This window comes from Paenibacillus sp. FSL W7-1287, assembly GCF_038004245.1.
Classification (GTDB): Bacteria; Bacillota; Bacilli; order Paenibacillales; family Paenibacillaceae; genus Pristimantibacillus; species Pristimantibacillus camelliae.
The window spans coordinates 4,086,056-4,110,787 of record NZ_JBBORD010000001.1 but is presented as its reverse complement, the minus strand read 5'-3'; the positions used below and the strand labels follow the sequence as shown (position 1 = coordinate 4,110,787).

Annotated in this window: 24 protein-coding genes; 23 read left to right on the top strand and 1 reads right to left on the bottom strand. The window is 43.9% G+C overall.

What is annotated here, in order from left to right; genetic code table 11:
• Window positions 1–36 precede the first annotated feature (36 nt).
• The 7 genes from NSQ99_RS18460 (at window position 37) to NSQ99_RS18430 (ending at window position 7,306) form a co-directional block, all read left to right on the top strand.
• Window positions 37–1,731, top strand: coding sequence for a histidine kinase N-terminal 7TM domain-containing diguanylate cyclase (locus tag NSQ99_RS18460; protein ID WP_251667444.1), 1,695 nt, complete (start codon window positions 37–39; stop codon window positions 1,729–1,731).
• A 76-nt stretch (window positions 1,732–1,807) separates the two neighbouring features.
• On the top strand, window positions 1,808–2,890 hold the full coding sequence (locus NSQ99_RS18455) for an HD-GYP domain-containing protein (RefSeq protein ID WP_340838395.1): 1,083 nt from the start codon (window positions 1,808–1,810) through the stop codon (window positions 2,888–2,890).
• A gap of 179 nt (window positions 2,891–3,069) precedes the next feature.
• On the top strand, window positions 3,070–3,546 hold the full coding sequence (gene tsaE, locus NSQ99_RS18450; protein WP_340838393.1) for a tRNA (adenosine(37)-N6)-threonylcarbamoyltransferase complex ATPase subunit type 1 TsaE: 477 nt from the start codon (window positions 3,070–3,072) through the stop codon (window positions 3,544–3,546).
• Window positions 3,546–4,334, top strand: a complete 789-nt coding sequence (gene tsaB, locus NSQ99_RS18445; protein WP_340838391.1) for a tRNA (adenosine(37)-N6)-threonylcarbamoyltransferase complex dimerization subunit type 1 TsaB — start codon at window positions 3,546–3,548, stop codon at window positions 4,332–4,334. Before tsaE ends, tsaB begins: the two co-directional genes overlap by 1 nt.
• 32 nt (window positions 4,335–4,366) lie before the next feature.
• Window positions 4,367–4,819 carry a ribosomal protein S18-alanine N-acetyltransferase gene (rimI, locus tag NSQ99_RS18440; RefSeq protein ID WP_340838833.1) on the top strand — a complete coding sequence of 151 codons (453 nt, stop codon included), beginning with the start codon at window positions 4,367–4,369 and terminating at the stop codon, window positions 4,817–4,819.
• Window positions 4,812–5,837 (top strand): tRNA (adenosine(37)-N6)-threonylcarbamoyltransferase complex transferase subunit TsaD, encoded by a 1,026-nt coding sequence (gene tsaD / locus NSQ99_RS18435; RefSeq protein ID WP_340838389.1) that lies wholly within the window; start codon window positions 4,812–4,814, stop codon window positions 5,835–5,837. The genes rimI and tsaD overlap by 8 nt, the downstream gene beginning before the upstream one ends.
• 788 nt (window positions 5,838–6,625) lie before the next feature.
• Window positions 6,626–7,306, top strand: coding sequence for a response regulator transcription factor (locus tag NSQ99_RS18430; RefSeq protein WP_251667449.1), 681 nt, complete (start codon window positions 6,626–6,628; stop codon window positions 7,304–7,306).
• A gap of 223 nt (window positions 7,307–7,529) precedes the next feature.
• Here the strand turns inward: NSQ99_RS18430 and NSQ99_RS18425 are convergent, their stop codons facing one another.
• Window positions 7,530–9,470: an ABC-F family ATP-binding cassette domain-containing protein gene (locus NSQ99_RS18425; protein ID WP_340838387.1), complete on the bottom strand. Its 1,941-nt coding sequence runs from the start codon at window positions 9,468–9,470 to the stop codon at window positions 7,530–7,532.
• Between the two features lie 139 nt (window positions 9,471–9,609).
• Here NSQ99_RS18425 and NSQ99_RS18420 point away from each other — a divergent pair, with 139 nt between their 5' ends.
• The 16 genes from NSQ99_RS18420 (at window position 9,610) to groL (ending at window position 24,550) form a co-directional block, all read left to right on the top strand.
• A complete protein-coding gene (locus NSQ99_RS18420) occupies window positions 9,610–10,191 on the top strand; it encodes a 5-formyltetrahydrofolate cyclo-ligase (RefSeq protein ID WP_340838386.1) in 582 nt (193 codons plus the stop codon).
• A 21-nt stretch (window positions 10,192–10,212) separates the two neighbouring features.
• Window positions 10,213–10,686, top strand: a complete 474-nt coding sequence (gene moaC / locus NSQ99_RS18415) for a cyclic pyranopterin monophosphate synthase MoaC (protein WP_340838384.1) — start codon at window positions 10,213–10,215, stop codon at window positions 10,684–10,686.
• A gap of 29 nt (window positions 10,687–10,715) precedes the next feature.
• Window positions 10,716–11,204 (top strand): MogA/MoaB family molybdenum cofactor biosynthesis protein, encoded by a 489-nt coding sequence (locus NSQ99_RS18410; protein ID WP_251667453.1) that lies wholly within the window; start codon window positions 10,716–10,718, stop codon window positions 11,202–11,204.
• A 15-nt stretch (window positions 11,205–11,219) separates the two neighbouring features.
• A complete protein-coding gene (locus NSQ99_RS18405; protein ID WP_340838381.1) occupies window positions 11,220–12,290 on the top strand; it encodes a molybdopterin-binding protein in 1,071 nt (356 codons plus the stop codon).
• Between the two features lie 33 nt (window positions 12,291–12,323).
• Window positions 12,324–12,557, top strand: a complete 234-nt coding sequence (gene tatA, locus NSQ99_RS18400; RefSeq protein WP_251667455.1) for a twin-arginine translocase TatA/TatE family subunit — start codon at window positions 12,324–12,326, stop codon at window positions 12,555–12,557.
• A gap of 58 nt (window positions 12,558–12,615) precedes the next feature.
• On the top strand, window positions 12,616–13,431 hold the full coding sequence (gene tatC, locus NSQ99_RS18395) for a twin-arginine translocase subunit TatC (RefSeq protein ID WP_340838378.1): 816 nt from the start codon (window positions 12,616–12,618) through the stop codon (window positions 13,429–13,431).
• Window positions 13,432–13,747: 316 nt separating this feature from the next.
• Window positions 13,748–14,092 carry a PadR family transcriptional regulator gene (locus tag NSQ99_RS18390; RefSeq protein WP_251667457.1) on the top strand — a complete coding sequence of 115 codons (345 nt, stop codon included), beginning with the start codon at window positions 13,748–13,750 and terminating at the stop codon, window positions 14,090–14,092.
• A complete protein-coding gene (locus tag NSQ99_RS18385; protein ID WP_340838376.1) occupies window positions 14,092–15,111 on the top strand; it encodes a hypothetical protein in 1,020 nt (339 codons plus the stop codon). Before NSQ99_RS18390 ends, NSQ99_RS18385 begins: the two co-directional genes overlap by 1 nt.
• Window positions 15,112–15,226: 115 nt before the next feature.
• The gene (locus NSQ99_RS18380; protein ID WP_251667459.1) at window positions 15,227–16,363 is read left to right on the top strand and encodes a zinc-dependent alcohol dehydrogenase; all 1,137 of its coding nucleotides are present in this window, start codon (window positions 15,227–15,229) and stop codon (window positions 16,361–16,363) included.
• Between the two features lie 318 nt (window positions 16,364–16,681).
• Entirely contained in the window at window positions 16,682–17,884 is a 1,203-nt protein-coding gene (locus tag NSQ99_RS18375) for an NEAT domain-containing protein (protein ID WP_340838372.1), read from the top strand.
• A 29-nt stretch (window positions 17,885–17,913) separates the two neighbouring features.
• The gene (locus tag NSQ99_RS18370) at window positions 17,914–19,641 is read left to right on the top strand and encodes an S-layer homology domain-containing protein (protein ID WP_340838370.1); all 1,728 of its coding nucleotides are present in this window, start codon (window positions 17,914–17,916) and stop codon (window positions 19,639–19,641) included.
• A 79-nt stretch (window positions 19,642–19,720) separates the two neighbouring features.
• Window positions 19,721–20,692, top strand: a complete 972-nt coding sequence (isdE, locus tag NSQ99_RS18365) for a heme ABC transporter substrate-binding protein IsdE (RefSeq protein ID WP_340838368.1) — start codon at window positions 19,721–19,723, stop codon at window positions 20,690–20,692.
• Between the two features lie 12 nt (window positions 20,693–20,704).
• On the top strand, window positions 20,705–21,685 hold the full coding sequence (locus NSQ99_RS18360) for a FecCD family ABC transporter permease (protein ID WP_340838366.1): 981 nt from the start codon (window positions 20,705–20,707) through the stop codon (window positions 21,683–21,685).
• The gene (locus NSQ99_RS18355) at window positions 21,675–22,451 is read left to right on the top strand and encodes an ABC transporter ATP-binding protein (RefSeq protein WP_340838365.1); all 777 of its coding nucleotides are present in this window, start codon (window positions 21,675–21,677) and stop codon (window positions 22,449–22,451) included. Before NSQ99_RS18360 ends, NSQ99_RS18355 begins: the two co-directional genes overlap by 11 nt.
• 124 nt (window positions 22,452–22,575) lie before the next feature.
• Entirely contained in the window at window positions 22,576–22,857 is a 282-nt protein-coding gene (gene groES, locus NSQ99_RS18350; protein WP_251667465.1) for a co-chaperone GroES, read from the top strand.
• 64 nt (window positions 22,858–22,921) lie between these two features.
• The gene (gene groL, locus NSQ99_RS18345) at window positions 22,922–24,550 is read left to right on the top strand and encodes a chaperonin GroEL (RefSeq protein WP_340838361.1); all 1,629 of its coding nucleotides are present in this window, start codon (window positions 22,922–22,924) and stop codon (window positions 24,548–24,550) included.
• Window positions 24,551–24,732: the final 182 nt, after the last annotated feature.

Below are 24,732 nucleotides of genomic sequence, written 5' to 3'. Positions count from 1 at the left end.
TATTAAACTGTGATAGATACATGAATGGGTGGTTATATGGGATTATCAATGATCATTGATTTTGGCATATTTTTGGTCCTGCTTGGTACGTTGATATTTTTGATTTTCACAAAAACGATATCCATATTAAACCGTGTATATTTGTCACTGCATTTAGGATTCATGTTCTGGGCATTATTACAGTTTGCAGCTGGCACAACCGCGCACATTGAATATCGGTTCTTGTTCATAAAGCTCTCTTATGTCGCATTATCATCCTTAGGTGTGGGATCGTTAGTCTTTACACTATACATTATTAACCGAAGCTCCTTTCTTAAAAGTACTTCCTTCAAGCTTGCAGTCCTCCCGAACATAGCTGCTAATCTATTTATATTATGGAACCCTAACGGTTATTTTCTAACACTGAATCAAGATCTAAGCTCTGATAAAGCATTCATATATGGAAAATTTTTTGGCATTGTCATCGCTTTGCTGATGATTTATGTGTCAACCTCTATATTATTGTTAATCAGGAGCTACTTTCATTCCAAGCAAAATAGTATGGTACGCTATGTTTGTAGATTTGCATTAATTGGCATCGGTATTATCCTTGGGTTTGGCTGTGTAGACCTTATTCTAAACATCATCTATCTCCAGCTAATGGAAACCTATATCCCGATATTATCGGTAGGCATGCTGCTGTCAGCATTATATATGTCGATTAATGTGAATCGCATGAATGTGCTAGATATCATTTCTATCGCTCATCGCGATGTGATGAATACAATTTCGGTTGGGATATTAGTTTTAGATCGTGATGAACATATTGTAGAAATGAACCGATTTGTCGATGAGATCCTTCCATTTAAAATTGGGGAGCGCTTTGAGCTTGAGAAAGTAAAGGAGCAGCTTCCGGCGAACAACTGGAGCATCATCGAAAAGAAGCTGAAGCAGCGTGAGGTTGATCCTTTCATTAAGCTGGAGTTTCAATGGACAATTATAGAGCCGGAAGAACGCAGCTTATTAGTTCAATCCTATCCTATTGTCGGTAAGCGAGCTAGGCTGATGGGTTATATGTTCACGCTGCAGGATTTGACAGAGGTTAATCGACTCGCTGATAGTCTAAAGCGACAAAATCTTCTCTTGCAGCAGCGAAACAATGAATTAATTAAGACACAAGAAGATTTATATGAAGCAAATCGAAAATTGGAAGAGATTGCAGTTACAGATGCACTGACAGAGTGTTATAATCGTAGGTATCTTATGCAATTTCTAGAAGTAGAGCTCGTTAAAAATATTAAGGAGCAGCTTCCTTTCACCATCATCATATTCGATTTGGACTATTTTAAGCTTATTAATGATGCTTATGGTCATTTGAATGGGGATACTGTGCTCGTACATACAGCTCGCAAGGTGAAAAGCTTGCTAGGCAGCAAAGACAGACTTGCTCGTTATGGTGGGGAAGAATTTATTGTTTATATGCCAGAGCTGTCTGCACTAGAGGCACATAGAAAAGCGGAACAGATCAAAAATGAGATAGAAAATCAGCTTGTTTGGATTGAGGATGCAGAAGACCATATTTCTGTAACCATCAGTGTTGGTATTGTTACGATTGATAATTATGAGCAGTTTAAGGTAACGGATTCAAAGGTTTTTCTACAGGAAATTATGAATTTGGCAGATACTGCTTTGTACGAAGCGAAATACAAGGGTAGAAACTTAATTGTTAACCGCAGTACTGCAATTAGCTGAAGGTCGTTGCACATAAGATGTGGTGTGTAACGACCTTTACTTAATGAACGGCATCACAAAGAAGGCAGGGTAAAATATGAAGAGAATGCACATTGATCTAGTAAGCTCTGGAGATATTATCGCTAAAACTATTTTTCAGGAAAACGGTAATGTTCTACTTGGTTCGGGGATGGAGCTTACAGAACGATATATTCGACGTTTGCGAAGCATGGGAATCGACTACGTATTTATTGAAGACCCATTGACAGAAGGTGTTGTACCTGATGAGCCGATCTCGGATGCAACCCGTAATGCGGCAGTGAACGAAGTGTATATCGCGATGAATGCATTTAAGAATAATGATTTAAGTAAAGGAAAAGTCATTGCACCGAATATCGGGAAAAATTTCAGGGATGTTTTTGGAAGTATTATGAGTGATCTATCATCCAGGGAAAATATACTCGTGAATTTGACGAGTATCCATTCGGTTGATTCTTATTTGTTTCAACACTCCGTTAATGTTGCCGTATTGGCAGGAATCATCGGCTTAGCGAAAGGACTTAATCGTACGCAGCTGGAGGAGCTCGGCATTGGCGCGTTGCTATTCGATATCGGCATGACGAAAATGCCGGATAAGATTCTTAAACAGAGCGGTGAACTAACGAAGGAAGAAAGAGCCTTGCTTGAAACTCATCCGAAGGAAGGCTTCGATATATTACGTAAGCATCATGATATCTCACTGGTGTCTGCACATTGTGCATTTCAGCATCATGAGCGATTTGATGGTTCAGGCTATCCGCGTGGCTTGAAGGGTAATGATATTCATTTGTATGCACAGATTGTTGGTTTAGCCGATATGTACGATGCTTTAGTTTCACCGCGACCATACCGCAAGCGGTATCGCACAAGTGAAGCGATCGAGTTTTTGTTTGCAGCAGGCGGTACTTATTTTGATCATGAGCTTATTAAGCTGTTTTGCAGTCATATATCCATCTATCCGATTGCGACCATGCTGCTGCTCAATACAGGACAGACTGTCGTTGTCGTAGAGAACAGCGAGCGAGCCTTGCATCGACCGATCGTACGTGTTGTGAAGGAAGCCGATGGCTCGGTTCCTAAAACGCCGTATCAATTTGATCTTAAGGATGAACTGCACATTACGATTGTGAAGGAGCTGTAAGCAGCTGTGCTTAGCGATATCTGTCTTAAAAAGATTACGGATGCCTTATGGCTTGCGTAATCTTTTTTATTGGAGCTGAAGGGCTTATCGCTTTGAAACATTAAGCGATTAAGGTACAATATACTTTAGACTTTAGGATGGCAGGGGTAATTATTTTACATAGATAAGTGGTGAAACGGATGAATAGTAGCAAGTGGCAGCTGCCAATCGATTCGCTCGAAGAAACACAGCGATTAGCAGCATATATCGGCTCACAGAGCTGGCCTGGTCTTGTCATAGCGCTAGATGGAGATTTAGGTGCTGGTAAAACGACCTTTAGCAAAGCACTCGCTGCCGCTATTGGTGTGAAGGAGGTTGTAAGCAGTCCTACCTTTACAATTATTAAGGAGTATGAGGGAGATCTTCCATTTTACCATATGGATGTATACCGCTTATCACTAGAGGAAGCGGATGAGCTGGGTCTTGATGATTATTTTTACGGTCATGGGGTTACGGTTGTCGAATGGGCCTCACTCATCGAGGAGCTCATGCCTGAACAATTTTTAGCGATACGTTTGGAGTATATCGACGAGCAGCAACGTATGGTTCATATGGAAGCATTCGGTGAACGTTACGAGCAATTGCTGCAATACATACAGGATTGGAGTTTAACTTGATGAATAAGCAATCGACCGTAATGGCGATAGATACTTCTACTGCTACAATGGCAGGTGCAGTATTAAGTGGCCAGCAGCTGCTAGCCCAAGTGCAAACGGAGGCAGAGCGTAACCACTCTATTCATATTATGACGAATATCGAAGCGATGCTTAAAGAAGGTGGGCTCAAGCTTACTGAGCTTGATGGCATAGTTACAGGGATCGGGCCAGGCTCCTACACCGGTGTGCGAATTGCAGTAACAGCTGCCAAAACGCTAGCCTGGACGACGGCAAAGCCCTTAATCGGTATATCTAGCTTAGCAGCACTTGCGATAAGTGGTGTAATGGCTGAGCCTAAGCGGGGATCTGCGCTAATTATTCCGATTATGGATGCAAGAAGAGGACAAGTGTATACGGCTGCCTTCTTGGTTGATGACAAGGAGAATAGCAGCGGGCAAAGGCTGCATAAGGATCATATCGTGATGATGGAGCAGTGGTGCACGGATTGGTCGTTGAAGCTTGATGAATTGAAGTCTCAAGGCATTGAAACCGTACTGATTGTCGGTGATGTAGATAAGCATGAAGAAAGTATTGTGACCTTTCAAGCCTCTGCAGCGACGCACGGCATTCAAGTGGTGTCTAGCAGCCAACCAATGAATGGACGAGCACTAGCAGAGCTTGGCCGCGGCGAATGGTTGGCTGAAGAGCGTACGTTCATGAAGGAAGCACATGAGCTCGTACCAAATTATGCGCAGCTAACAGAGGCTGAAGTGAAACAAAACGCGAAGGAGCAGGGAGAGGGTAAGTAATCGTGTTAGCTGAAGATTTTGTATTCCGTAGAATGACACTCGATGATCTCCCTGACATTATGAGCATAGAGCAGGATTCCTTTACAACACCGTGGACCGAGGAAGCTTTCATCAATGAATTGACTAACAATATGTTTGCTCAATACATGGTCATGGAATATCAGGGTAAAGTGATTGGTTACGGTGGGATGTGGATCATCGTTGATGAAGCCCATATAACAAACATCGCCATCCTGACACCTTATCGAGGACAGGGGCTTGGTAAGCGCCTTATGCACGAGCTGCAAAAGACAGCACGGTTTTTGGGAGCTGTTCGCATGACGCTAGAGGTTAGAGCAAGCAATGAGATTGCTCAGCGCTTGTACAGACGCTATGGCTTCGAGGCTGCTGGCATTAGGCCGGGCTATTATTCAGACAATCAAGAGGATGCGGTAATTATGTGGGCGGACTTGCCTAAAGGAAGGACGGGCACCAGTGATGAGTGAGGAACTAATATTGGCGATAGAAACAAGCTGTGACGAAACGAGTGCAGCCGTTATTCGCGGCGGGAAGCATATATGCTCGAACATCGTATCAAGCCAGATTGATATCCATGAGCGGTTTGGCGGTGTTGTGCCTGAGATTGCATCCCGTAAGCATGTCGAGACGATTACGAGAATTATTGAAGCAGCAATTAAAGAGTCAGGCTACGAAGCGAAGGATTTGTCAGCGATTGCTGTAACGGAAGGACCAGGTCTCGTAGGTGCGTTGCTCGTAGGCAATGTTGCAGCGAAGAGCTTAGCTTTGGCACTAGATATCCCGCTCATTGCGACGCACCATATTGCAGGCCATATCTATGCAAGTAGGCTAGAGCACACGATGGTTTTTCCGGCATTGGCACTCGTTGTTTCCGGTGGACATACCGAGCTTGTTTTACTGCCACAGGAGGGCGTATTCCACATTATTGGCAGAACAAGAGATGACGCTGTTGGCGAAGCCTATGACAAGGTGGCTAGAGCACTGAAGCTACCTTATCCTGGTGGCCCACACATCGATCGTCTGGCACAGCAAGCCGAGGAGGAAATTGTTCTTCCTCGAGCGTGGCTAGAGCAGGACAGCTACGATTTTAGCTTCAGCGGGCTGAAATCAGCTGTGCTCGCGGCTATTAATCAGCATCGGATGAAGGGCTTAGAGTTAAATGAGTCGGCGCTTGCTAAAGGCTTTCAGCAATCGGTTATTGATGTGCTCGTAACGAAAGCGTTGCGTGCTGCAAAGCAGTATGAGGTGAAGCAGCTTATTCTATGCGGAGGAGTAGCTGCCAACCGGGGGCTTCGTACGGAACTTGCTGCTGCTTGTCAGCAAGAAGGACTGCAGCTAATCGTTCCATCGCCAAAGCTTTGCACAGATAATGCTGCGATGATCGGAGCTGCGGCTGCTGTTAAGTATAAGCATGGAGAATTTGCTGGACTTGATATGAAGGCAGATCCTGGCCTTTCATTAGAAGCATGGTCAATCAAAATATAACCAATGAGACTGCTTTAGATGGTTAAGTCGTTTAGTACGATGAGACGCTCTAAAGCAGTTTTGCTTTTAGAAATTAAAGAACAATACTAACAGTTCGAAATGTTAGTGTGAATATAGTTATTCACATAAGAACAGAGTGTTGTGGATAATGGCAATAAAAGCTTGCTACAAAGGCATTGTTTTATTTATAATCGATTTAATGAAAGTGGATAGATTTTTCACGGAAAGACTGTTAAAACTGTGGATAATGTGGATAAATTCTGTGCATAACTTTGTGTATTCATCTATTTATGAAAAAACCTTTATTTTAGGGGGCATTTTAACTGCTTTAATGACAGAATTGACTAACAATTTATTCACTATTGTTAATAAGTCTGTTGATAACTAATATGTCTATTTGTTATGAAATACGATTTTCCGTAAAAACTTTTGAGGATATTAACTATTTATCGTATAAAATATTAACTGTATAATGGAATTATTCCTGTATAATCCTCTGAATCCTCAAATTTCCATGACATTCACAACCAATTGATGTTTAGTCTCTCAATTCTTCATTACTTATGCTGCACTGAAATTTCCACCGAAGTAATCCTCTGTATCAACTCTACACAATCCTTCTATTCTTTATTGTTTTATATGACCTATCGTATCGAGATTAATTGCACTGCGAACATATTAGTATAATGAGGCATTGTGAAAACGCTTTATTTCTTGCTGCTTACATTTGACATTACTTGAAAAAGTCCTGATGTCACAAGCAGTTAATTATGAAAGGAGTGAGATGGTTGATTAGAAGTATTTTGGTCGTTGATGACCATCCGACAGTCGGCTACGGCACAAAGTCAATTTTAGAGCGAAGCTTTAATTGTCATGTCGCTTATGTTATGTCAGGTAAGCAAGCAATCGACGCATTTCAAGGTCAGCGCTTCGATATTGTCGTTTGCGATTATATGATGCCTGCTATGGATGGAATAACTCTCGCGAGAAAGCTTAAACTTATTCAGCCGGATATTAAAATCGCCATGTATTCTGGCTATGAGCTAGATACTCATTATAATGCGATGATGGAGGCTGGGGTACAAACAATCTTGACGAAGGATTGCAGTGTAGAGGATATTGAAACGGCTCTTAGTAATCTGATGAGAGGATATTCCTTCCTGCCGACACCATTGCTTAATAAGCTAAGACTTCCTGGTTTTCTAGCAGCCGTAAGAGATCAAGAGCTTCATGAAGAATTGAAATTTGATAAAGAGGATATACAATTGCTGCAAGGCATTGTAGATGGCTATTCTAATCGAGAACTAGCGCAGCTCCATAATCGGAGCCAGCGAGCAGTAGAGTATCATATAACGAAGCTTTATAATAAAGTTAATGTACGTTCACGTATTCAACTGATGCGCTTCGCACTGATGCATCAACTTGTTGATGAATCGTCGTTCGATCAGAAGCAGAACGTAAGCGGTTAGCTAGCAAGAATTACATAGGGATTCAGAATCATTTGACAGGGAGTAAGACGGTAAGAAAAAGCCAATAAGCGAAGAATAAGAAGCAATATAAACTAATTATCAAACATAGTAAGTACCCAATACTATAAATACAATAGCCGCCCCTTCACTTATGCACCAGCACATGCTGCATAAGTGAAGGGGCGGCTATCTATTAAGCCTATACGTTCGTTCATGTATCGATTTAGCTCATTAGTTGTTCCCATTGCTCGTAGCAGGAATCAAGCTGTTTTTTACGAGCTGCAATCTCTTCTTGGATCTCTTGAATACGAATGTAATCATTAAAGATTTCGGGGTCAGTCAGCTTCTCTTCCCACTGAGCAACACCTTCCTCTAGCTCAGCGATTTCTGCTTCAAGTGACTCCAGCTTGCGCTGTTTATTGCGCTCCGCACGTTTTTGTTGTTTTTCGACTTCATACGATTGTGCTGGAGCAGCTGTCGCTTCCTGCTGCTGGTTTTTCGCGCTCACTTGCGCTGCTTGAGCAGCTTCCTGTCGTGCTTCTTCCCATTCGAGCTTTTTCTCCAGCATATCGTCATAATTTCCCAGGAAATAGTTAGCGCCGTTCGGAGTTAGTTCGACAATGCGCTCCGCCATTTTATTAAGAAAGTATCGGTCATGTGAAATAAAGAGGACAGTACCCTCGTAATCGATCAGTGCTGCTTCTAATACTTCTTTACTGAATAAGTCCAGATGGTTCGTAGGCTCGTCGAGAATGAGCAGATTAGCTTGTGCAAGCATAAGCTTGGACAATGAAACTCGGGCTTTTTCCCCGCCGCTTAAGGAGGAAACACGCTTCAATACATCCTCTCCGCTAAACAGAAAGTTACCAAGGACAGTACGTATCCGCACCTCATCCATATGAGGATATGCGCCCCATACCTCCTCGAGCACCGTGTTACTCGGATTGAGAACATTATGCTCTTGGTCGTAGTAGCCAAGCTTAACATGTGAGCCGAAGGTAATGTCGCCTGTCGTCGGCTGAAGCTGACCAACGATTGCTTTAAGTAGCGTAGATTTTCCGATCCCATTTGGACCAATTAGAGCAACCATTTCGCCACGCTGCAGCTGAATATCGACATCCGTAAACAATGGAGCAGTACTGCTAGGAAACTGAACGGACATATGACTTACCTTCAATACATCCTTGCCGCTCATTCGTTCAACCTCGAAGGAGAAGCTAGCGCGCTTGAGATCTCCCATTGGTCGATCGACGCGATTCATTTTGTCCAACGCTTTTCTGCGACTTTGTGCGCGCTTTGTCGTTGATGCTCGTACGATATTTTTTTGAATAAATTGCTCCATTCGAGCAATTTCATCCTGCTGCTTCTCATAGTGCTTCATCGCAATTTCGTACTCCGCCGACTTTAACTCCAAATATCGACTGTAATTGCCTGTATATTTTTTAGCTTGATGGCGCTCGATTTCAACCGTTGTCGTAGTCATGGCATCAAGGAAGTAACGGTCATGGGATACGACAAGAATCGCACCGGGATATGCGCGTAGATAGCCTTCAAGCCAAGTCAATGTTTCAATATCTAAATGGTTAGTTGGCTCATCGAGCATAAGCAGATCGGGAGCCTGCAGTAATATCTTAGCTAGTGCTAGTCTAGTTTTTTGTCCGCCACTTAGTGAAGCGATGGGGGTATGATGATCGAAATCACCAAAGCCCATGCCGTGAAGGACACTGTTGATTTTAGTGTTGATCTCGAAGCCACCGTTCTGCTTAAACCAGTCCGAACGATTAGCATAGCGGTCTAGAATTTCTTGATATTTCTTTTCATCATTGTGCAAGCTTGGATCGGCAATTTTAAGCTCTAGTTCACGTAATTCTTGCTCAGTCTGAATGAGATCTGAGAATACGAGCAGCATTTCTTCGATTATGGTGCGATCAGATTGCAGACCGCTGTTCTGTGCCAAGTAACCAAGCTTAGTTTCCTTCGCTTTATGAATGTCACCGCTGTCATAGCTTATTTCTCCAGCGATGATTTTGAGCAATGTCGATTTGCCTGCACCATTCACACCTACGAGGCCTATTTTATCTCGCTCTAATATTTGTAGATTAATATTGGAAAGTATCGGATCAATTCCGAAGCTTTTTGTTAGATTGGATACTTGAAGAAGCATTCTTAACCTCCATCAAAATGTAGTGGTGCATGATCGTGTGTAGCTACTATATAGTGTATCATAAGCACGTGTTTGAATGGCGAAACTAGCAAAACAATGGTACACTATTATCAATTCCTATGAACGAGGGTGGAAGCCATTGAATGAGATAACGCATGAGAAAAAAATGCTTAGACAGAAGCTGTCGGCTGTGCGCAATCAACTGTCGCCAAGTGTTGGCATGGAGCAGTCTGAGCAGGCCTGTCAACATCTGATCGAGCTAACCCAAGCGCTTCACATTCGTTCTGTGCTCGTCTATATTCCTTTTCGCAGTGAGCTTAATACATGGCCATATGTTGAATGGTGCTGGCAGCACCATATTCATGTCCTTGCTCCTCTCTGTGATGTAGCAACACATACAATGATTCTTTACCCATTATACAATAAAGATCAACTTCGTAGTGGAGCTTATGGAATTATGGAGCCGGATAACTTAAAGCTTAACCCTACTAATGAAATTCCAGAGGCCGTTATCGTGCCTGGACTTGCCTTTAATAGTAAAGGGCAGCGACTAGGCTATGGCGGTGGATATTATGATAGGCTGTATGAGCGGTTTGGCGATCATACGACATGGATCGGCATTGCCCATGAACAGCAGCTTGTCGAAGAAATACCTGTAGATCATTATGATATTATTTTGAACTTTGTCGTCTCGAATAAAGGAATTGAGACGTTTTCATAGAATGAAAGGAAGTAGAAAACAATGGCATTTACTCATTTTAATGAAGAAGGTAGAGCAAGAATGGTTGATATCTCGGAAAAGGATGTGACGAAGCGACAAGCAACGGCAACATCAATGGTGAAGATGAACCGAGATACATTGCAGCAGATTAAGGCTGGCAGCATCAGCAAGGGGGATGTCCTTGCCGTGGCTCAAGTTGCTGGAATTATGGCGGCAAAGCGAACGTCGGAGCTTATCCCGATGTGTCATCCACTAAGCTTAACAGGCGTCGACATTTCATTCACAGATAATGGAGAGGACGAGCTGTATATAGCTGCAACCGTAAGAACGACAGGGAAAACAGGAGTAGAGATGGAGGCATTAACTGCTGTTTCTGCGACTGCACTAACGATATATGATATGTGCAAGGCATTGCAAAAGGATATGGTCATTGGCCCAACTGCATTACTTGAGAAGACGGGCGGAGTACATGGGGATTATCGTCGTGAACAATAAACAGATAGAGTGAACGGAGGATATGGGAGATGCAATGGAAGGTAGCGATACTAACTGCTAGCGATAAAGGAGCACGCGGTGAACGTGAGGATGTGAGTGCACAGGTTATTCGTGAACTGGTAGAGGATGAGCTGGGTGGTCTAATCGTGGACTACCGAGTGGTGCCAGATGAGCAGGATGAGATCATGGCTGCTTTAATTGAGATGACGGAATATTATGAAGCGAACCTAGTCATTACAACGGGTGGTACGGGATTGTCTGCAAGAGATGTAACTCCTGAGGCGACGCTTAAGGTCATTGACCGCCAAGTTCCAGGCATTGCTGAAGCGATGCGTATGGGTGCATTAAGCAAAACAAGAAGAGCAATGCTGTCACGTGGCGTGTGTGGCATTCGTGGTAATACATTAATTATTAATTTGCCGGGTAGTCCTAAGGGCGTATCTGAAAGCTTGCTGGCGATTATGGATCAGTTGCCGCATGCACTGACGATTTTGTCGGGAATAGAATTAGAGCATTAAAGGAGCACGACAGCGATGACTGAGCATCAGCAAGAACAAGCTACATCTATTGATCATAATGTAGAACCGCATGTATCAAAGGCGACAACACTAAAGGAAGTATCCATTTATGATGCGATTGGTTTAAGACTCGCTCATGACCTAACGCAAATTATTCCTGGACAGTTTAAAGGAAGATTATTTAAAAAGGGTCATCTCATTACAGAGGAAGATATTCCGAAGCTGCTTGATATCGGTAAGGAGCATATCTATGTCATGGAGCTTGGTGATGAGGATTTGCATGAGGATGATGCGGCCAAACGTATGGCCAAAGCATTAATGGATGAACAGCTGCTGCTGAATGACCCGCATGAAGGAAAGGTTAGCGTAAAGGCTCCGGTCATAGGCGTTGCCAAAATTGCAAAAGAGATTGTTGATGAGGTTAACCGTATCGGCGAGATTGCTTTGGCAACGATACGAAACAACCAAGCCGTAGCCGCTCATGGCCAGCTTGCTGCAACGAGAGCTATCCCGCTTGTTGTCGCCAAGGAAAAGGTAGAGCGAGTTGAACAGCTTGCTCAGCAATATCGAGAAGCCAATGGATCTGCTCCTATATCCGTTATTCCTCTGCCAAGTAAGCGAATAGGCTTGCTTACTACAGGTAGTGAAGTGTATAATGGCAGAATTAAGGATAAATTTGGTCCTGCTGTTAAAGCTAAGCTAGAAGAGCTTGGTTCGACTGTGGCCGAGCAGCGGTTTGCGCCGGATGATCGTGATGTCATCGTAAGAGAAATCCGATCACTTGTAGACAGCGGCTATGATATGATTGCGGTTACAGGTGGAATGTCAGTAGACCCTGATGATCGAACACCAGGAGCGATTGCTGCCGCAGGTGCTGAGATCATTAGCTATGGAACGCCAATGCTTCCTGGCTCGATGCTATTAGTAGGATATATAGAAGGAATTCCGATTGTAGGATTACCAGGCTGCGTGATGCATGATCCTTATACTTCGTTTGATGTGCTGCTGCCAAGACTACTACTTGGGGAGCGCATCGAGAAAGAGGACATCGTGGCGTTGGGTTATGGCGGCTTACTTGGCTTCTAAATGAACTTCTAAGATATAAGGAGGTAGGTTTATATGAGCGGAATTGGCGTAGGTGGAGTTATTTTATTAGTACTTATTGCGTTGTTGTTATTTGGTCCGAACAAGCTTCCAGAGCTAGGACGAGCAGTTGGCAGAACGCTGAAAGAATTCAAAGCTGGAGCGAACGAGATGATCGACTCCAACGATAAGAAAAAAGAAGAGGCTGCACCCATCGAGGCTCAAGCGGTTCAACAAGCAGATCGTACAAACAAGCGGTTACCAGATTAAGCTGGCCCGCTTTTTTCTTGCATTCACATCATGAAGGAAAAAGAGAGGTGTCCTGCAAATGAGCTTGGAAAGTCAAGCAAAGCGTCTCGGCTCTGTGACGGGCAAGCTAGTCTCTGAGGAAGGACTCATGTCTCTCGTTGAGCATTTAACAGAGCTTCGTAGACGACTCATCTATGTGTTAATCGTGCTAGTTCTAGCTCTAGTCGGTGGATTGGTTATAGCTAAGCCTACTTATCAGTTTCTGCTCAATCAAAAGCCGGCAAACGGTAAGCTAGTTTTACATACCTTTTCTTTTTGGGATGGAATCGGTATTTATATGCAGATCGCCTTCGTACTGGCGTTTGTCATAACGATTCCTTTTATTGTGCTTCAGCTATGGCTGTTCGTAAAGCCTGCACTGCACCCGCACGAGCAGCGATCAACTCTGAAGTATGTGCCCTTTGCGCTTCTGATGGCGCTGCTGGGCCTAGCCTTCGCGTACTTTGTCGTTTTTCCACTTGCGTTCAACTTTACGCGCTCCGTTTCTCAGAGTCTAGGCTTAGAGGAAACGTTCGGTGTCGTGCAATACTTTGAATTTATGTTCGGAATCATTATTCCGATTACATTGTTATTCGAGCTGCCTTTACTCATTATGTTTCTAACTGCGATTAGAATTGTTAATCCAATAAGACTGAAGAAAATGCGTCGACTTGCGTATTTTATTATGTCGGTGATTGGTGTCATGATTACGCCTCCGGACTTCATCTCGGATATTCTAGTTATCATCCCGTTAATCGTCTTATATGAAATTAGTGTGTGGATGTCGAACTCCGTATATAAAAAGCAGCTAGCTAAGGATGCGGAGTGGAAAACACAGGTCGAGACGTCAGAGTAGAAAACCTAATAGCTATGTAGCGTTAATGCCCCGCGTGCTGCGGGGCATTTTTTCTGTTGCCAAAATGTTCGGCATGTGATGAGCTTGTAACTTCTAACCTTTAAGTTCAATGTAGTCTAAAGCACAGACCGTGGAATGCTAATAGACGTGAAGCGAAGTGAGAATTCCAAAAAAAGTTGGTACTTACGGCTTGTTAAGCTTCTTTGCTATGAAATACTACATAATCATAAAAACAAAATTAATATAGTTTCACTAATGTTAAGTAATTGACAATAGTGTGTGTCGTACAGTATAGTAAAAACAAGGAGATGATGGTATGGATTCTACCGAAGAACTGATTAACTCATTAATGGTGGAACTGAAGCGTGGAACGTTAGTTTTGCTCGTACTCAGCCAGCTTCATCAACCAGAATACGGATATTCCTTAATTCAAAAATTAGAAGAAAAAAACGCTCCTATTGAAGCTGGAACTCTATATCCACTCCTTCGAAGATTGGAAAAACAGCAATTGCTGAAAAGTGAATGGGATACGACTGAAAGCCGTCCGCGTAAATTCTACATGTTAAGTGAGCAGGGCAAGGAAGTATACGCTAAGCTAAAAAGCGAATGGCAGACCTTATCTCAGCAGCTAGCAGCCATTTTAATGGAGGAGAATGTTTAATGGAGCTTATTGATCGTTATGTTTATGCTGTAACAGAGCAGCTACCGGAAGATATGAAGGAAGATGTAAGCAAGGAGCTGCGTAGTAACATTGAAGATATGCTGCCTGAAGATTACACCGTGGAGGATGTGAAGGCTGCATTAGAGCAGCTCGGCAATCCATGGAAGATCGCTGAGGAATATCAACCGAAGCAGCGCTACTTGATCGGTCCTGCACTCTATAGTCAATACATCAAGCTGCTTAAGCTAGTCCTAGGGATTGTGATGACCATCGTTGCCGCGATAACGGCATTTGATTGGGTAATTACACCTCCATCTGAAGGAGCCGATCCCAGCAGCTTTGCTGAGATGCTAGTAGAAGCGATAGCAACTGTTGCAAATGGAGGTCTGCAGGCCGCGCTGTGGGTAACGCTTATATTTGTTGCGATAGAGCGAGGCTGGTTTGGGATAACAAGAACGAAAGGGTTAGCGATAACAGATGATTCATGGTCTGTTAAAGATTTGCCATCGCTACCTGTGCAATCAACTAAAATTTCAAGAACCGGTACAGTTATCGCTATGATTGCTGCGTTGCTTGGTACAGCAATCATCTATTTTCGCCCGGAGCTTATTGGCTTTTATGTTAGAGGAGATGATGGTGTATATACGATCTACTCACTTTTAGAAGCCGAACGCTTGCAGCTTTATATCCCATTTATTCTCGTATTAGTTCTTATTCAGATGATTCTATTTGTATGGAAGTATATTGTGCAGTATTGGAATACGAGGTTATGGACGGTATATACGCTAGCCAGTGTACTCATTGGTATTCTGCTCATCGTAATGGTTAATGATACAGCTTTATTCCAAGAAAGCTTTTTCATCGAAGTCGCTCAATTATTTGATGCTTCCCTTTCGAGTGTATTGAAGCAGCGGGAAATGATAGAGCGTGTCATCGTAGTATCGATTGTCATCATTACGCTGTGGGATGCGGTTGACTCCTATATGAAAACAAGAAAAGTGAAGCAAAAGAAATCGTAAGATAATTGAAGAGCTGAATTCGAATGTAAATAGTCATTTGGATTCAGCTTTTTTATATAGAAATAACACTTTCAACACATAATAGCTCCGAGTAAATAAAAAGGAGCGATATTTCATGAAGGCCGTTACGTATCAAGGAATAAAAGATGTTCAAGTAAAAGAGGTTGAGGACCCGAAAATAGAAAAGCAGGACGATATTATTGTTCGACTTACGAGTACAGCAATCTGTGGCTCGGATTTGCATCTTGTGCATGGCATGATTCCGAATTTGCCGAAAAACTATGTCATTGGACATGAACCAATCGGGATCGTCGAAGAGGTGGGGCGCGATGTTGTTAAGCTGAAAAAAGGTGATCGCGTCGTCATTCCGTTTAATGTGTCCTGTGGGCAATGCTTCTACTGCCAAAATCACCTGGAAAGTCAGTGTGATAATTCGAATCCAGAGGGTGAAGCTGGAGGCTTTCTTGGCTATTCCCCGACATTTGGGAATTATGTAGGCGCACAGGCCGAGCTGCTGCGCGTTCCGTTTGCTAATTTCAGCTCCTTCAAGGTACCAGAGGATAATGAAATGAGTGATGAGCAGCTGCTGTTTCTGTCTGATATATTGCCAACAGCGTACTGGGGAGTGGACAATGCGGGAGTTAAGGAGGGAGACACGGTCGTCATTCTCGGCTGCGGTCCCGTCGGCCTGCTCGCTCAAAAGATCGCTTGGCTGAAGGGAGCAAAGCGTGTTATTGCTGTCGATTATATCAATTATCGCTTGGAGCATGCGAAGAGAACGAATCAGGTGGAAACCTACAACTTTGAGGACGAAGAAAACATCGGCAGCTTTATTAAGGAAATAACAAAGGGCGGTGCGGATGCCGTCATTGATTGTGTTGGGATGGACGGTAAAAAAACTGTGGTGGAGATGGTTGAAACTGCACTAAAGCTTCAAGGGGGATCAATGGGGGCTATTCAAATCGCTTCGCAGGCTGTAAGAAAGGGCGGTACAGTTCAGCTTGTCGGCGTTTATGGCACACGCTACAATATGTTCCCACTAGGTGATTTCTTCGCAAGAAATGTAACCCTTAAGATGGGTCAGGCTCCGGTTATCCATTACATGCCTGCCTTATATCAAATGATAAAGGAAAATAAGCTTGATCCAACCGATATTATTACGCACAGGCTCCCATTAGCTGATGCGCAGCATGCCTATGAAATTTTTGATGAGAAGAAAGATAATTGCATAAAGGTTATACTTAAGCCATAGCTTAAATTTCATATTAAATGTTATTCAGGCAGCTGCTGCACGGGAGTGGATATGATGCTCCTAGTGCGAAGCTGCTTGAAGCATTTTAAAGAGGAGAGCTAAGTATATTGAGGTACGGATAGCAGGAATATATGTCGAATTGTTGAAAGTTGGCGATTGAATGGGCGAAATCATGCAAATGGTGGTTGACGGTTTAATTTACCATCATGTATCCTTTTATGTGGAATGACTGTAATATCAATAAAGCTTTACTAATGTTCGTGCAGGACATTTATTTTTTTAGTATTAAGTGAGAATGATAATCAATTGGAGGTGCATATGAACAGTCTAACCAATAGAACATCACGAATGATGGTCGCGCTTCTTTTTCTAATCGGAATTGTGCTTTTCCATGCACCGCAGAGCTTTGCAGCAAGCGAATTAGCGGATGGAGAATACACCATTGATTTCGAAATTTTAAAGGGTGATCCGAAGGATGATTCGACGTCTCTAGCGAACGGGTACTGGAATAAGCCAGCGACGCTCATTATTAAAAACAGCACGCTTACCGTGCGAACTGTCATTAATAAGGACGCTTGGGTTACTGAGTTCTCGACTAAACAAGGATCAAGCTTTACCGAAACGAAGGTCATCTCGCGCAACACAGAAAAGGATACACGTCTGGTGGAATTTAAGATTAGCAGCTTGAGTGAGGATCTCGTAGCTACCATGAGCGTCGATATTCCAAGTCAAAATTACTATCATTCCTATGAAACACGTTTTCGTTTTTATCCAGATACGATTACACCTGTTAAATTAGACGAGCCTACTGCAACGGAAGCTCCAGCCTCAAGTGCAAACGATTCGTCAAAGATAACGAAGGAAGAGAAAGCAACAGCGGGAAGTACGTCCGCTGATGATCGCGCTAGCAGCCCTCAATCCTCAAAGCAGGAGGCTGCAGCAACGAAAAAGCCTACAAGCGGATCTACCGCAGCGTCTGATGGTGTTAGCACTACAGCTAACAGCAATACAAGCAAATCTAGCAGCAATGATGCAGCTGACAGCCAAAGCAACAGCAGCAATGCTGGGAGAGAATCAATGACTAGTGTAGAAAGCGGTAACATTGGCGGTGGCAGCAGCGGTAGTAGTAGTGCAGCTGATAGCAGCGCAATAACAAGCTCCAGCGATACAGTGAGCAAAGACAGCTCAGCCAAGACCAAGAATGATGGAATCTCGCCGGAGACGGAAGCTACATCTGAGGTCGTGTACGCAGGCGATACCCTGCTTTCAGAGGAAGCGGTACAGCGGATACAGAGTGGTGCATCACAATTGGTGGAGGAAACAGCTTCTGCAGAGGACGTTTCCCAATTGCTCGCTTCTAGTGATGTGGACGTAGAGAATACGTCAGCTGCAGTGCTCCATTCCGATGAGGAACAACAAGGTGGTAAAGTAACCATCGCAATTATCATTATTATTGGTGTGCTTTTTGTTGTTGGATCTATTATATGGATCGTGAGAAATCGTAAGCGTAATAACCATTAACTTAATCAATGATTATGGAGGATGCTAAAATGAATAACAAATTTGTAAAAACAATAACATCTCTTACTGTTGCTGCACTGCTTGTAGGTACGGCACCTGCCTATGTACTAGCGGAGGAAGCTGCGACAGTATCAGTTGGTGAGCAGCAGCAAGCTGAGCAAAGCATCGTACATTTTATTAATGCGTCAAAGCCATCATCAATATCATCAATGATCGCTTATATTGCGAATCCGAACGTATATGAGAAGGATGGCGTTACATATTTGCGTATCGATGTACAACAAGTGTATGACGTAAAGATAACAGTAGAAGGCAAGGAAGGGGTAAAAGCAGCAGAATATGATACGACAGTAATTGACCGCAGCGGCAAAGAGCAGCAGGTGACTTATTATACACTTGATTATGCATTAAGCGATGCATCCAAAGCAATTGAGGCAGAGGCATCCTACTTCGTACCAGGCTTTTTCACAGAGCCACAGTCGCACGACATTTACATAATGATCAATAACGATGTAGAAGCTGCTTTGAAGGAACTAGCTGTTCTACTGCCGCAAGCGCAAGCAGTCGCTGAGCCATCCAAAGGATTAGCAGAAGCCATTACGAAAGCAGAAGCTGCGAACAGCTACTTAACGGAGAAGGCGGAACTTGAGAAAGCAGTTCAACAATTACGTACAGCTTTTGCTGAAGAGCCGATCGCAACTCCTGTTCATTATGTGAACGAGTCTGATCCAAGCAAGCTGTCTGCTATGGGCAATTATTTAGCTAATGCTAAAACGTATAAAAAGGACGGCACAGCATATCTACGTGTAGATGTTCAGCAAAGCTATGATGTTAAGGTGCTTGTAGAAGGTAAGGAAGGTACGAAGGTTGCAGAGTATGAGACAACGATTAACGGCCGTACAGGTCCTCAGCAGGTAACGTACTTTACCTTCGATTACGCATTGTCTAATATTAATGAGGTGCTTGAAGCATCCGCTTCCTACTTTGTGCCAGGTGTATTCGAGGAGCCACAATCACATGACATTAAGCTTGTCATCGGTGAGGACGTAGAGGCTAGCAAGGCAAAGCTGTTGAAGGCAATTGCAGCGGCAGAAACGGTTGCAGAGCCATCCGAGGCACTGAAGGCAGCAATCGCGGAAGCTAACAGCAATAATAGCTATCTTCGTTCTAATGCTGAGCTGGCAGCAGCGGCAAAAGCACTAATCGAGCAAACAAAAGCAGAGCTTAGCTTCACGGATTTATCTAGCCACTGGGCTAAAAATGCAATCACTAGTGCAGTAGCTACAGGTATTGCTACTGGCTATCCAGATGGAAGCTTCAAGCCTGATCAATATATTACACGAGCTGAATTTACGAAGCTGCTTGTTGAAGGTCTTGACCTAGCAGCATCTGCAAAAGCGTTAGACTTTACTGACGCAGCATCGATTCCGCAGTGGGCGCAATCCTCTGTTCAAGCTGCAGTAAGTGCAGAAGTCATTACAGGCTATCAAGACGGCAGCTTCCGCAGCGACGGTCACCTTACACGTGCTGAGATGGCAGTAATGATTACGAAGGCGCTTGATCTTGAGCTTGATGCAGCTGAAGCGTTGACCTTTAACGATGCTGACAGCATTCCTAGCTACGCGAAGGAGCGTGTTGCAACGGCAGTGAAGCACGGACTTATTCAAGGACTATCGCAAGAACGTTTCGGAGCAAATGAAAACGCAACTCGCGCACAGGCGATTTCGATTATTCTACGAGCTGTAGAACAGCAATAAATCAATATTCGATAGATCCACAACGTACAGAGGACCTCGGTTTCGAGTGTCCTCGCATGTTTTTTAGGAGGATTGGATAATGGTCAGACAGAGAATTACCTTTGCAAGCAGCTTGCTACTCATATTACTGCTGCTTGCTGGCTGTGGCAGCAATGGAACGAGTAACTCATCTGCTCAGCCAAGCAACAATAACGGTGCAAGCTCTACGAATCAATCCGTTACAGCGAGCACTGAGCAGGGGCTTGATGAAGAGCAAGCAGAAGCTCCTCAGCACCGGATCGTTTCAACGACGGTAGCAATTACGGAAGTGTTAGATGCACTGGAGCTGGATGTTGTAGGTGTGCCAACGACAGTTAAAGAGCTGCCTGAGCGTTACGAGGAAGCTGTTGAGGTTGGAAATCCGATGAGCCCTGATATGGAGCTTGTAAAAAGCTTAAAGCCAACACATGTGTTGTCGGTAACAACATTAGAATACGATCTAGAAAAGTTGTTTGAGCGGGTAAATATTGACGCCAGCTATCTCGATTTTACGAGTCTGGATGCGATGAAGGAAGAAATTAGAAAGCTTGGCGAGATGTTCGATCGTCAGTCGCAGGCAGAAGCGCTAATTGCAAGCTATGATGAGAAAATCTCAAATATTAAAGCTGAGGTAGATGGACAGCCAGCTCCAACGGTTTTAATATTGATGGGGATTCCAGGCAGCTACTTAGTGGCAACAGAGAACTCCTATATCGGAGATCTTGTTAAGCAGCTTGGCGGAAACAACATTGTGACGGATTCTACGGTTGAATTTGTCGCATCGAATACAGAATATTTGCATCAAGGTAATCCTGACGTCATACTTCGTGCGGCGCATGGCATGCCGGATGAAGTTATTGAGATGTTTGATGAGGAATTTCGATCCAATGATATATGGAAGCATTTTAATGCAGTAAAAAACGGTCGTGTTTATGATTTGCCAGAGGATTTCTTTGGCACAACAGGTAATTTGGCCGCAGATGAAGCGCTAGACCTTATGGCTGACTTCCTATATCCCGACCGGAAGGGGTAGGTCATAATAACGATGAGAAAAACGATGACCTATATCGCTGCCATCGTGCTATTAATCGGTGTTACCTTGTACGCGATCAGAACGGGCAGCATCAAGGTGGGCTTGGCCGAGCTTATCTCTGGCTTGCTCTTTGGCGGTAACGATAATGTAGATGTGATCCGTGATCTTAGATTTCCGCGTATCATAGTTGCGATAATGAGCGGTGCTGCACTTGCGGTATCTGGTGTGCTGCTACAGTCGGTTATGCGCAATCCGCTTGCGGATGCTGGGGTCATAGGCATCTCAGCGGGAGCGGGCTTTGTTAGTGTGTTGACGGTCATGATATGGCCAATGCTATTTTTTTGGATGCCATTATTTTCGGTTATCGGTGGTTTAATTGCGTGCTTCCTTGTCTATACCTTCTCATGGCGTTCTGGATTACAGCCGCTGCGCCTAATATTGGTTGGTGTTGCGATTAATGCGCTGTTTACCGGCTTGAACCAGCTTCTCAGTTTTCGAGGGGGGATCGCAATGAGCACGGCGAATCAAGCGTCCAGCTCTATGTTTGCGCTGAAAACATGGGATGATGTAAAGGTGATCGTCCTATACGGTGTAATCGGACTGATTGCTGCATTTGCACTAAGCACATGGTGTAATTTGCTTGCACTTCAGGATCGAACAGCTGGCAATCTTGGACTGAATGTGATGCGTGCTCGTGTGATCGTTTCCTTTGTAGCGGTGCTGCTTGCTTCCGTAGCAACAGCAATCGGGGGACTTATCGCCTTTGTAGGCTTGCTTGTGCCGCATATTTCTAGGCAGCTTATTGGCACCGATCATCGATTGCTTATTCCATTCTCGGCAATTATGGGCGGATTACTTATCCTTATCGCAGATACAGTTGGTAGGACATTGCTTACGCAAACCGAAATTCCGGCCTCTGTCATTATGACGATAATCGGCGGCCCATTCTTAATCTTTATGCTGATGAGGAGTGATCGTGTACATGGAAATTAAGGAGCTTAGCTTTGCTTATAAGCATCGTGCACTGATCATCAACGGTATAACGACCGAATTTCTAAAAGGGAAGATTACGACGATCATCGGTCCTAATGGCAGTGGGAAATCAACTTTGCTCGGTCTCATGGCGCGCAACTACATACCCCAGGCAGGAAAAATTATTGTCGAGGGTCGCCAGCTGCAACAGCTGAAGGCGAAGGAGCTTGCTAAGCTGCTCGCCGTCGTCCACCAGCAGAATGAAGCACCTTACGACTTAACGGTAGAACGACTTGTCGCTTATGGACGACTGCCATACCGTCATATGTTCTCTCAAGAAACGGAAGAGGATCGCGAGGCGATCGATTGGGCATTAGAAGTAACGAAGCTTGATAAGCTGCGTCGTCAGCGACTCCATGAGCTGTCGGGCGGACAGAAGCAGCGTGCCTGGATCGCTATGGCATTGGCTCAGAAAACGTCGGTGCTGTTTCTTGATGAACCGACAACGTATCTAGATATCTTTTATCAGATTGAGCTGCTTGAACTCGTGAAGGAATTAAATGAGACATATGGATTAACGATTGTAATGGTGCTGCACGATGTTAATCAGGCTGTACGCTATAGTGATGAGATAAAAGTAGTTAAAGATGGCTCTATCATAGCTGAGGGTGCACCAGAGGACGTTATGACCGTCGAATTAATGAAGCAAGTGTACGATGTGAAAGCGATTATTCGAAGAGATGAAGAAGCAGGAATGTATATTGTGCCTATCGCTGTAAAAGCATAGGCATTTTTTTTGTGTAAATACTTGAAATCAACCATTAAAATAGGTAAAATATGAATTGTTAGCACTAAGCACTATCGAGTGCTAACAATTCGGAGAACTATTCATATAAGGAGGCTTTTATCAAATGATTAAACCTTTAGGTGAACGTGTATTGGTTGAACCAATCGCACAAGAAGTGACAACAGCTAGTGGTATCGTGCTGCCAGATACAGCAAAGGAAAAACCACAAGAGGGTAAGGTTGTAGCTGTAGGTAGCGGAGTGTTAAAAGACGGCGCTCGAGTTGCATTGGAAGTGAAACCAGGCGACCGCGTTTTGTTCTCTAAATATGCTGGTACAGAAATCAAATATGATGGCAAAGAGTATTTGATCATGAAGGAAAGCGACATCCACGCGATCTTCGAATAGGATCGACGTTCACACATATACATGCATATGAATTGAAAAATACTTAATTGGAGGGAAATAAATAATGGCTAAAGATATTAAATTTAGTGAAGATGCTCGTCGCGCGATGCTGCGCGGTGTAGATCAGCTTGCAGATGCTGTTAAAGTTACACTAGGACCAAAAGGACGTAACGTCGTTCTTGAGAAAAAATTCGGTAGCCCGCTAATTACTAATGACGGTGTATCCATTGCGAAGGAAATTGAGCTTGAGGATGCATTCGAAAACATGGGTGCGCAGCTTGTTAAAGAAGTTGCTACAAAAACTAACGATATCGCTGGTGACGGTACAACAACAGCTACGGTTCTAGCTCAAGCGATGATTCGCGAAGGCTTGAAAAACGTAACGGCTGGTGCTAATCCAATGGTTATCCGTAAAGGGATCGACAAAGCGGTTAAAGCTGCAGTTGTTGAGCTTAGCAATATTTCTAAAAAGGTTGAATCCAACCAAGATATCGCACAAGTTGGTGCTATTTCCTCTGCTGATGAAGAAGTAGGTCAATTGATTGCTGAAGCGATGCAAAAAGTAGGCAATGACGGCGTAATTACAGTAGAAGAGTCTAAAGGCTTCGTTACTGAGCTGGAAGTTGTTGAAGGTATGCAGTTCGACCGTGGTTACATCTCTCCATACATGGTGACAGATACAGATAAAATGGAAGCTGTCCTAGACAATCCATATATCTTGATCACTGATAAAAAAATTACGAACATTCAAGAAATCCTTCCAGTGCTTGAGAAAGTTGTTCAATCTGGTAAACAACTTCTTATTATCGCTGAGGATGTTGAAGGTGAAGCACAAGCAACTCTAGTTGTGAACAAGCTTCGCGGTACGTTCACTTGCGTAGCGGTTAAAGCTCCTGGCTTCGGTGACCGTCGTAAAGCGATGCTTCAAGATATCGCAGCTCTAACTGGTGGTCAAGTGATTACAGAAGAGCTAGGTCTTGACTTGAAATCTACTGATGTAGATTCTCTAGGTTCTGCTCGTCAAGTTCGCATTACGAAAGAAAACACAATTATCGTTGACGGTGCTGGTAACAAGGATGACATCCTAGCACGTGTTAACCAAATCCGTGTTCAATTGGAAGAAACAACTTCCGAATTTGATAAAGAGAAGCTTCAAGAGCGCCTAGCTAAACTTGCTGGCGGTGTAGCGGTAATCAAAGTTGGTGCGGCTACTGAAACAGAATTGAAAGAGCGTAAGCTTCGCATCGAGGACGCATTGAACGCTACTCGTGCAGCAGTTGAAGAAGGTATCGTTTCTGGTGGTGGTACTGCACTTGTGAACGTATATAGTGCTGTAGCTGCTGTAGACGCAGAAGGCGACGAAAAAACTGGTGTTAACATCGTACTACGTGCGCTTGAAGAGCCAGTTCGTACAATCGCAGCTAACGCTGGTCAAGAAGGCTCTGTTATCGTTGAGCGCTTGAAAAATGAAAAAGTAGGTATTGGCTACAACGCTGCTACTGGTGAGTGGGTAAACATGTTCGATGCGGGTATCGTTGACCCTGCTAAAGTAACTCGTTCTGCACTTCAAAACGCAGCATCTGTTGCAGCTATGTTCCTAACTACAGAAGCTGTAGTTGCTGACAAGCCAGAACCAAAAGCTCCTGCAATGCCTGACATGGGCGGCATGGGCGGAATGGGCGGCATGATGTAATGAAATCTTCATCGAAGTCATTCGATGAAGTGCGACCGCGATAAGCGGTAGCTTTCATTGCAGATGGAGCTGAGAAACGCTCCATGCGGTATCAAGGTGTTAGAGCTCTTGCATAGCAAGGTTTCTCCTTTGATTAACGTCAAACGGCCACATTTAACCACAAATAAGGCACTTTAGGGTGA

Excerpts from the sequence above, each read along its gene's own strand:
- NSQ99_RS18460 (WP_251667444.1), top strand. The coding sequence starts at position 37 with ATGGGATTATCAATGATCATTGATTTTGGCATATTTTTGGTCCTGCTT.
- NSQ99_RS18455 (WP_340838395.1), top strand. The coding sequence starts at position 1,808 with ATGAAGAGAATGCACATTGATCTAGTAAGCTCTGGAGATATTATCGCT.
- tsaE (WP_340838393.1), top strand. The coding sequence starts at position 3,070 with ATGAATAGTAGCAAGTGGCAGCTGCCAATCGATTCGCTCGAAGAAACA.
- tsaB (WP_340838391.1), top strand. The coding sequence starts at position 3,546 with ATGAATAAGCAATCGACCGTAATGGCGATAGATACTTCTACTGCTACA.
- rimI (WP_340838833.1), top strand. The coding sequence starts at position 4,367 with ATGACACTCGATGATCTCCCTGACATTATGAGCATAGAGCAGGATTCC.
- tsaD (WP_340838389.1), top strand. The coding sequence starts at position 4,812 with ATGAGTGAGGAACTAATATTGGCGATAGAAACAAGCTGTGACGAAACG.
- NSQ99_RS18425 (WP_340838387.1), bottom strand. The coding sequence starts at position 9,470 with ATGCTTCTTCAAGTATCCAATCTAACAAAAAGCTTCGGAATTGATCCG.
- moaC (WP_340838384.1), top strand. The coding sequence starts at position 10,213 with ATGGCATTTACTCATTTTAATGAAGAAGGTAGAGCAAGAATGGTTGAT.
- NSQ99_RS18410 (WP_251667453.1), top strand. The coding sequence starts at position 10,716 with ATGCAATGGAAGGTAGCGATACTAACTGCTAGCGATAAAGGAGCACGC.
- NSQ99_RS18405 (WP_340838381.1), top strand. The coding sequence starts at position 11,220 with ATGACTGAGCATCAGCAAGAACAAGCTACATCTATTGATCATAATGTA.
- tatA (WP_251667455.1), top strand. The coding sequence starts at position 12,324 with ATGAGCGGAATTGGCGTAGGTGGAGTTATTTTATTAGTACTTATTGCG.
- tatC (WP_340838378.1), top strand. The coding sequence starts at position 12,616 with ATGAGCTTGGAAAGTCAAGCAAAGCGTCTCGGCTCTGTGACGGGCAAG.
- NSQ99_RS18390 (WP_251667457.1), top strand. The coding sequence starts at position 13,748 with ATGGATTCTACCGAAGAACTGATTAACTCATTAATGGTGGAACTGAAG.
- NSQ99_RS18385 (WP_340838376.1), top strand. The coding sequence starts at position 14,092 with ATGGAGCTTATTGATCGTTATGTTTATGCTGTAACAGAGCAGCTACCG.
- NSQ99_RS18380 (WP_251667459.1), top strand. The coding sequence starts at position 15,227 with ATGAAGGCCGTTACGTATCAAGGAATAAAAGATGTTCAAGTAAAAGAG.
- NSQ99_RS18375 (WP_340838372.1), top strand. The coding sequence starts at position 16,682 with ATGAACAGTCTAACCAATAGAACATCACGAATGATGGTCGCGCTTCTT.
- NSQ99_RS18370 (WP_340838370.1), top strand. The coding sequence starts at position 17,914 with ATGAATAACAAATTTGTAAAAACAATAACATCTCTTACTGTTGCTGCA.
- isdE (WP_340838368.1), top strand. The coding sequence starts at position 19,721 with ATGGTCAGACAGAGAATTACCTTTGCAAGCAGCTTGCTACTCATATTA.
- NSQ99_RS18360 (WP_340838366.1), top strand. The coding sequence starts at position 20,705 with ATGAGAAAAACGATGACCTATATCGCTGCCATCGTGCTATTAATCGGT.
- NSQ99_RS18355 (WP_340838365.1), top strand. The coding sequence starts at position 21,675 with ATGGAAATTAAGGAGCTTAGCTTTGCTTATAAGCATCGTGCACTGATC.
- groES (WP_251667465.1), top strand. The coding sequence starts at position 22,576 with ATGATTAAACCTTTAGGTGAACGTGTATTGGTTGAACCAATCGCACAA.
- groL (WP_340838361.1), top strand. The coding sequence starts at position 22,922 with ATGGCTAAAGATATTAAATTTAGTGAAGATGCTCGTCGCGCGATGCTG.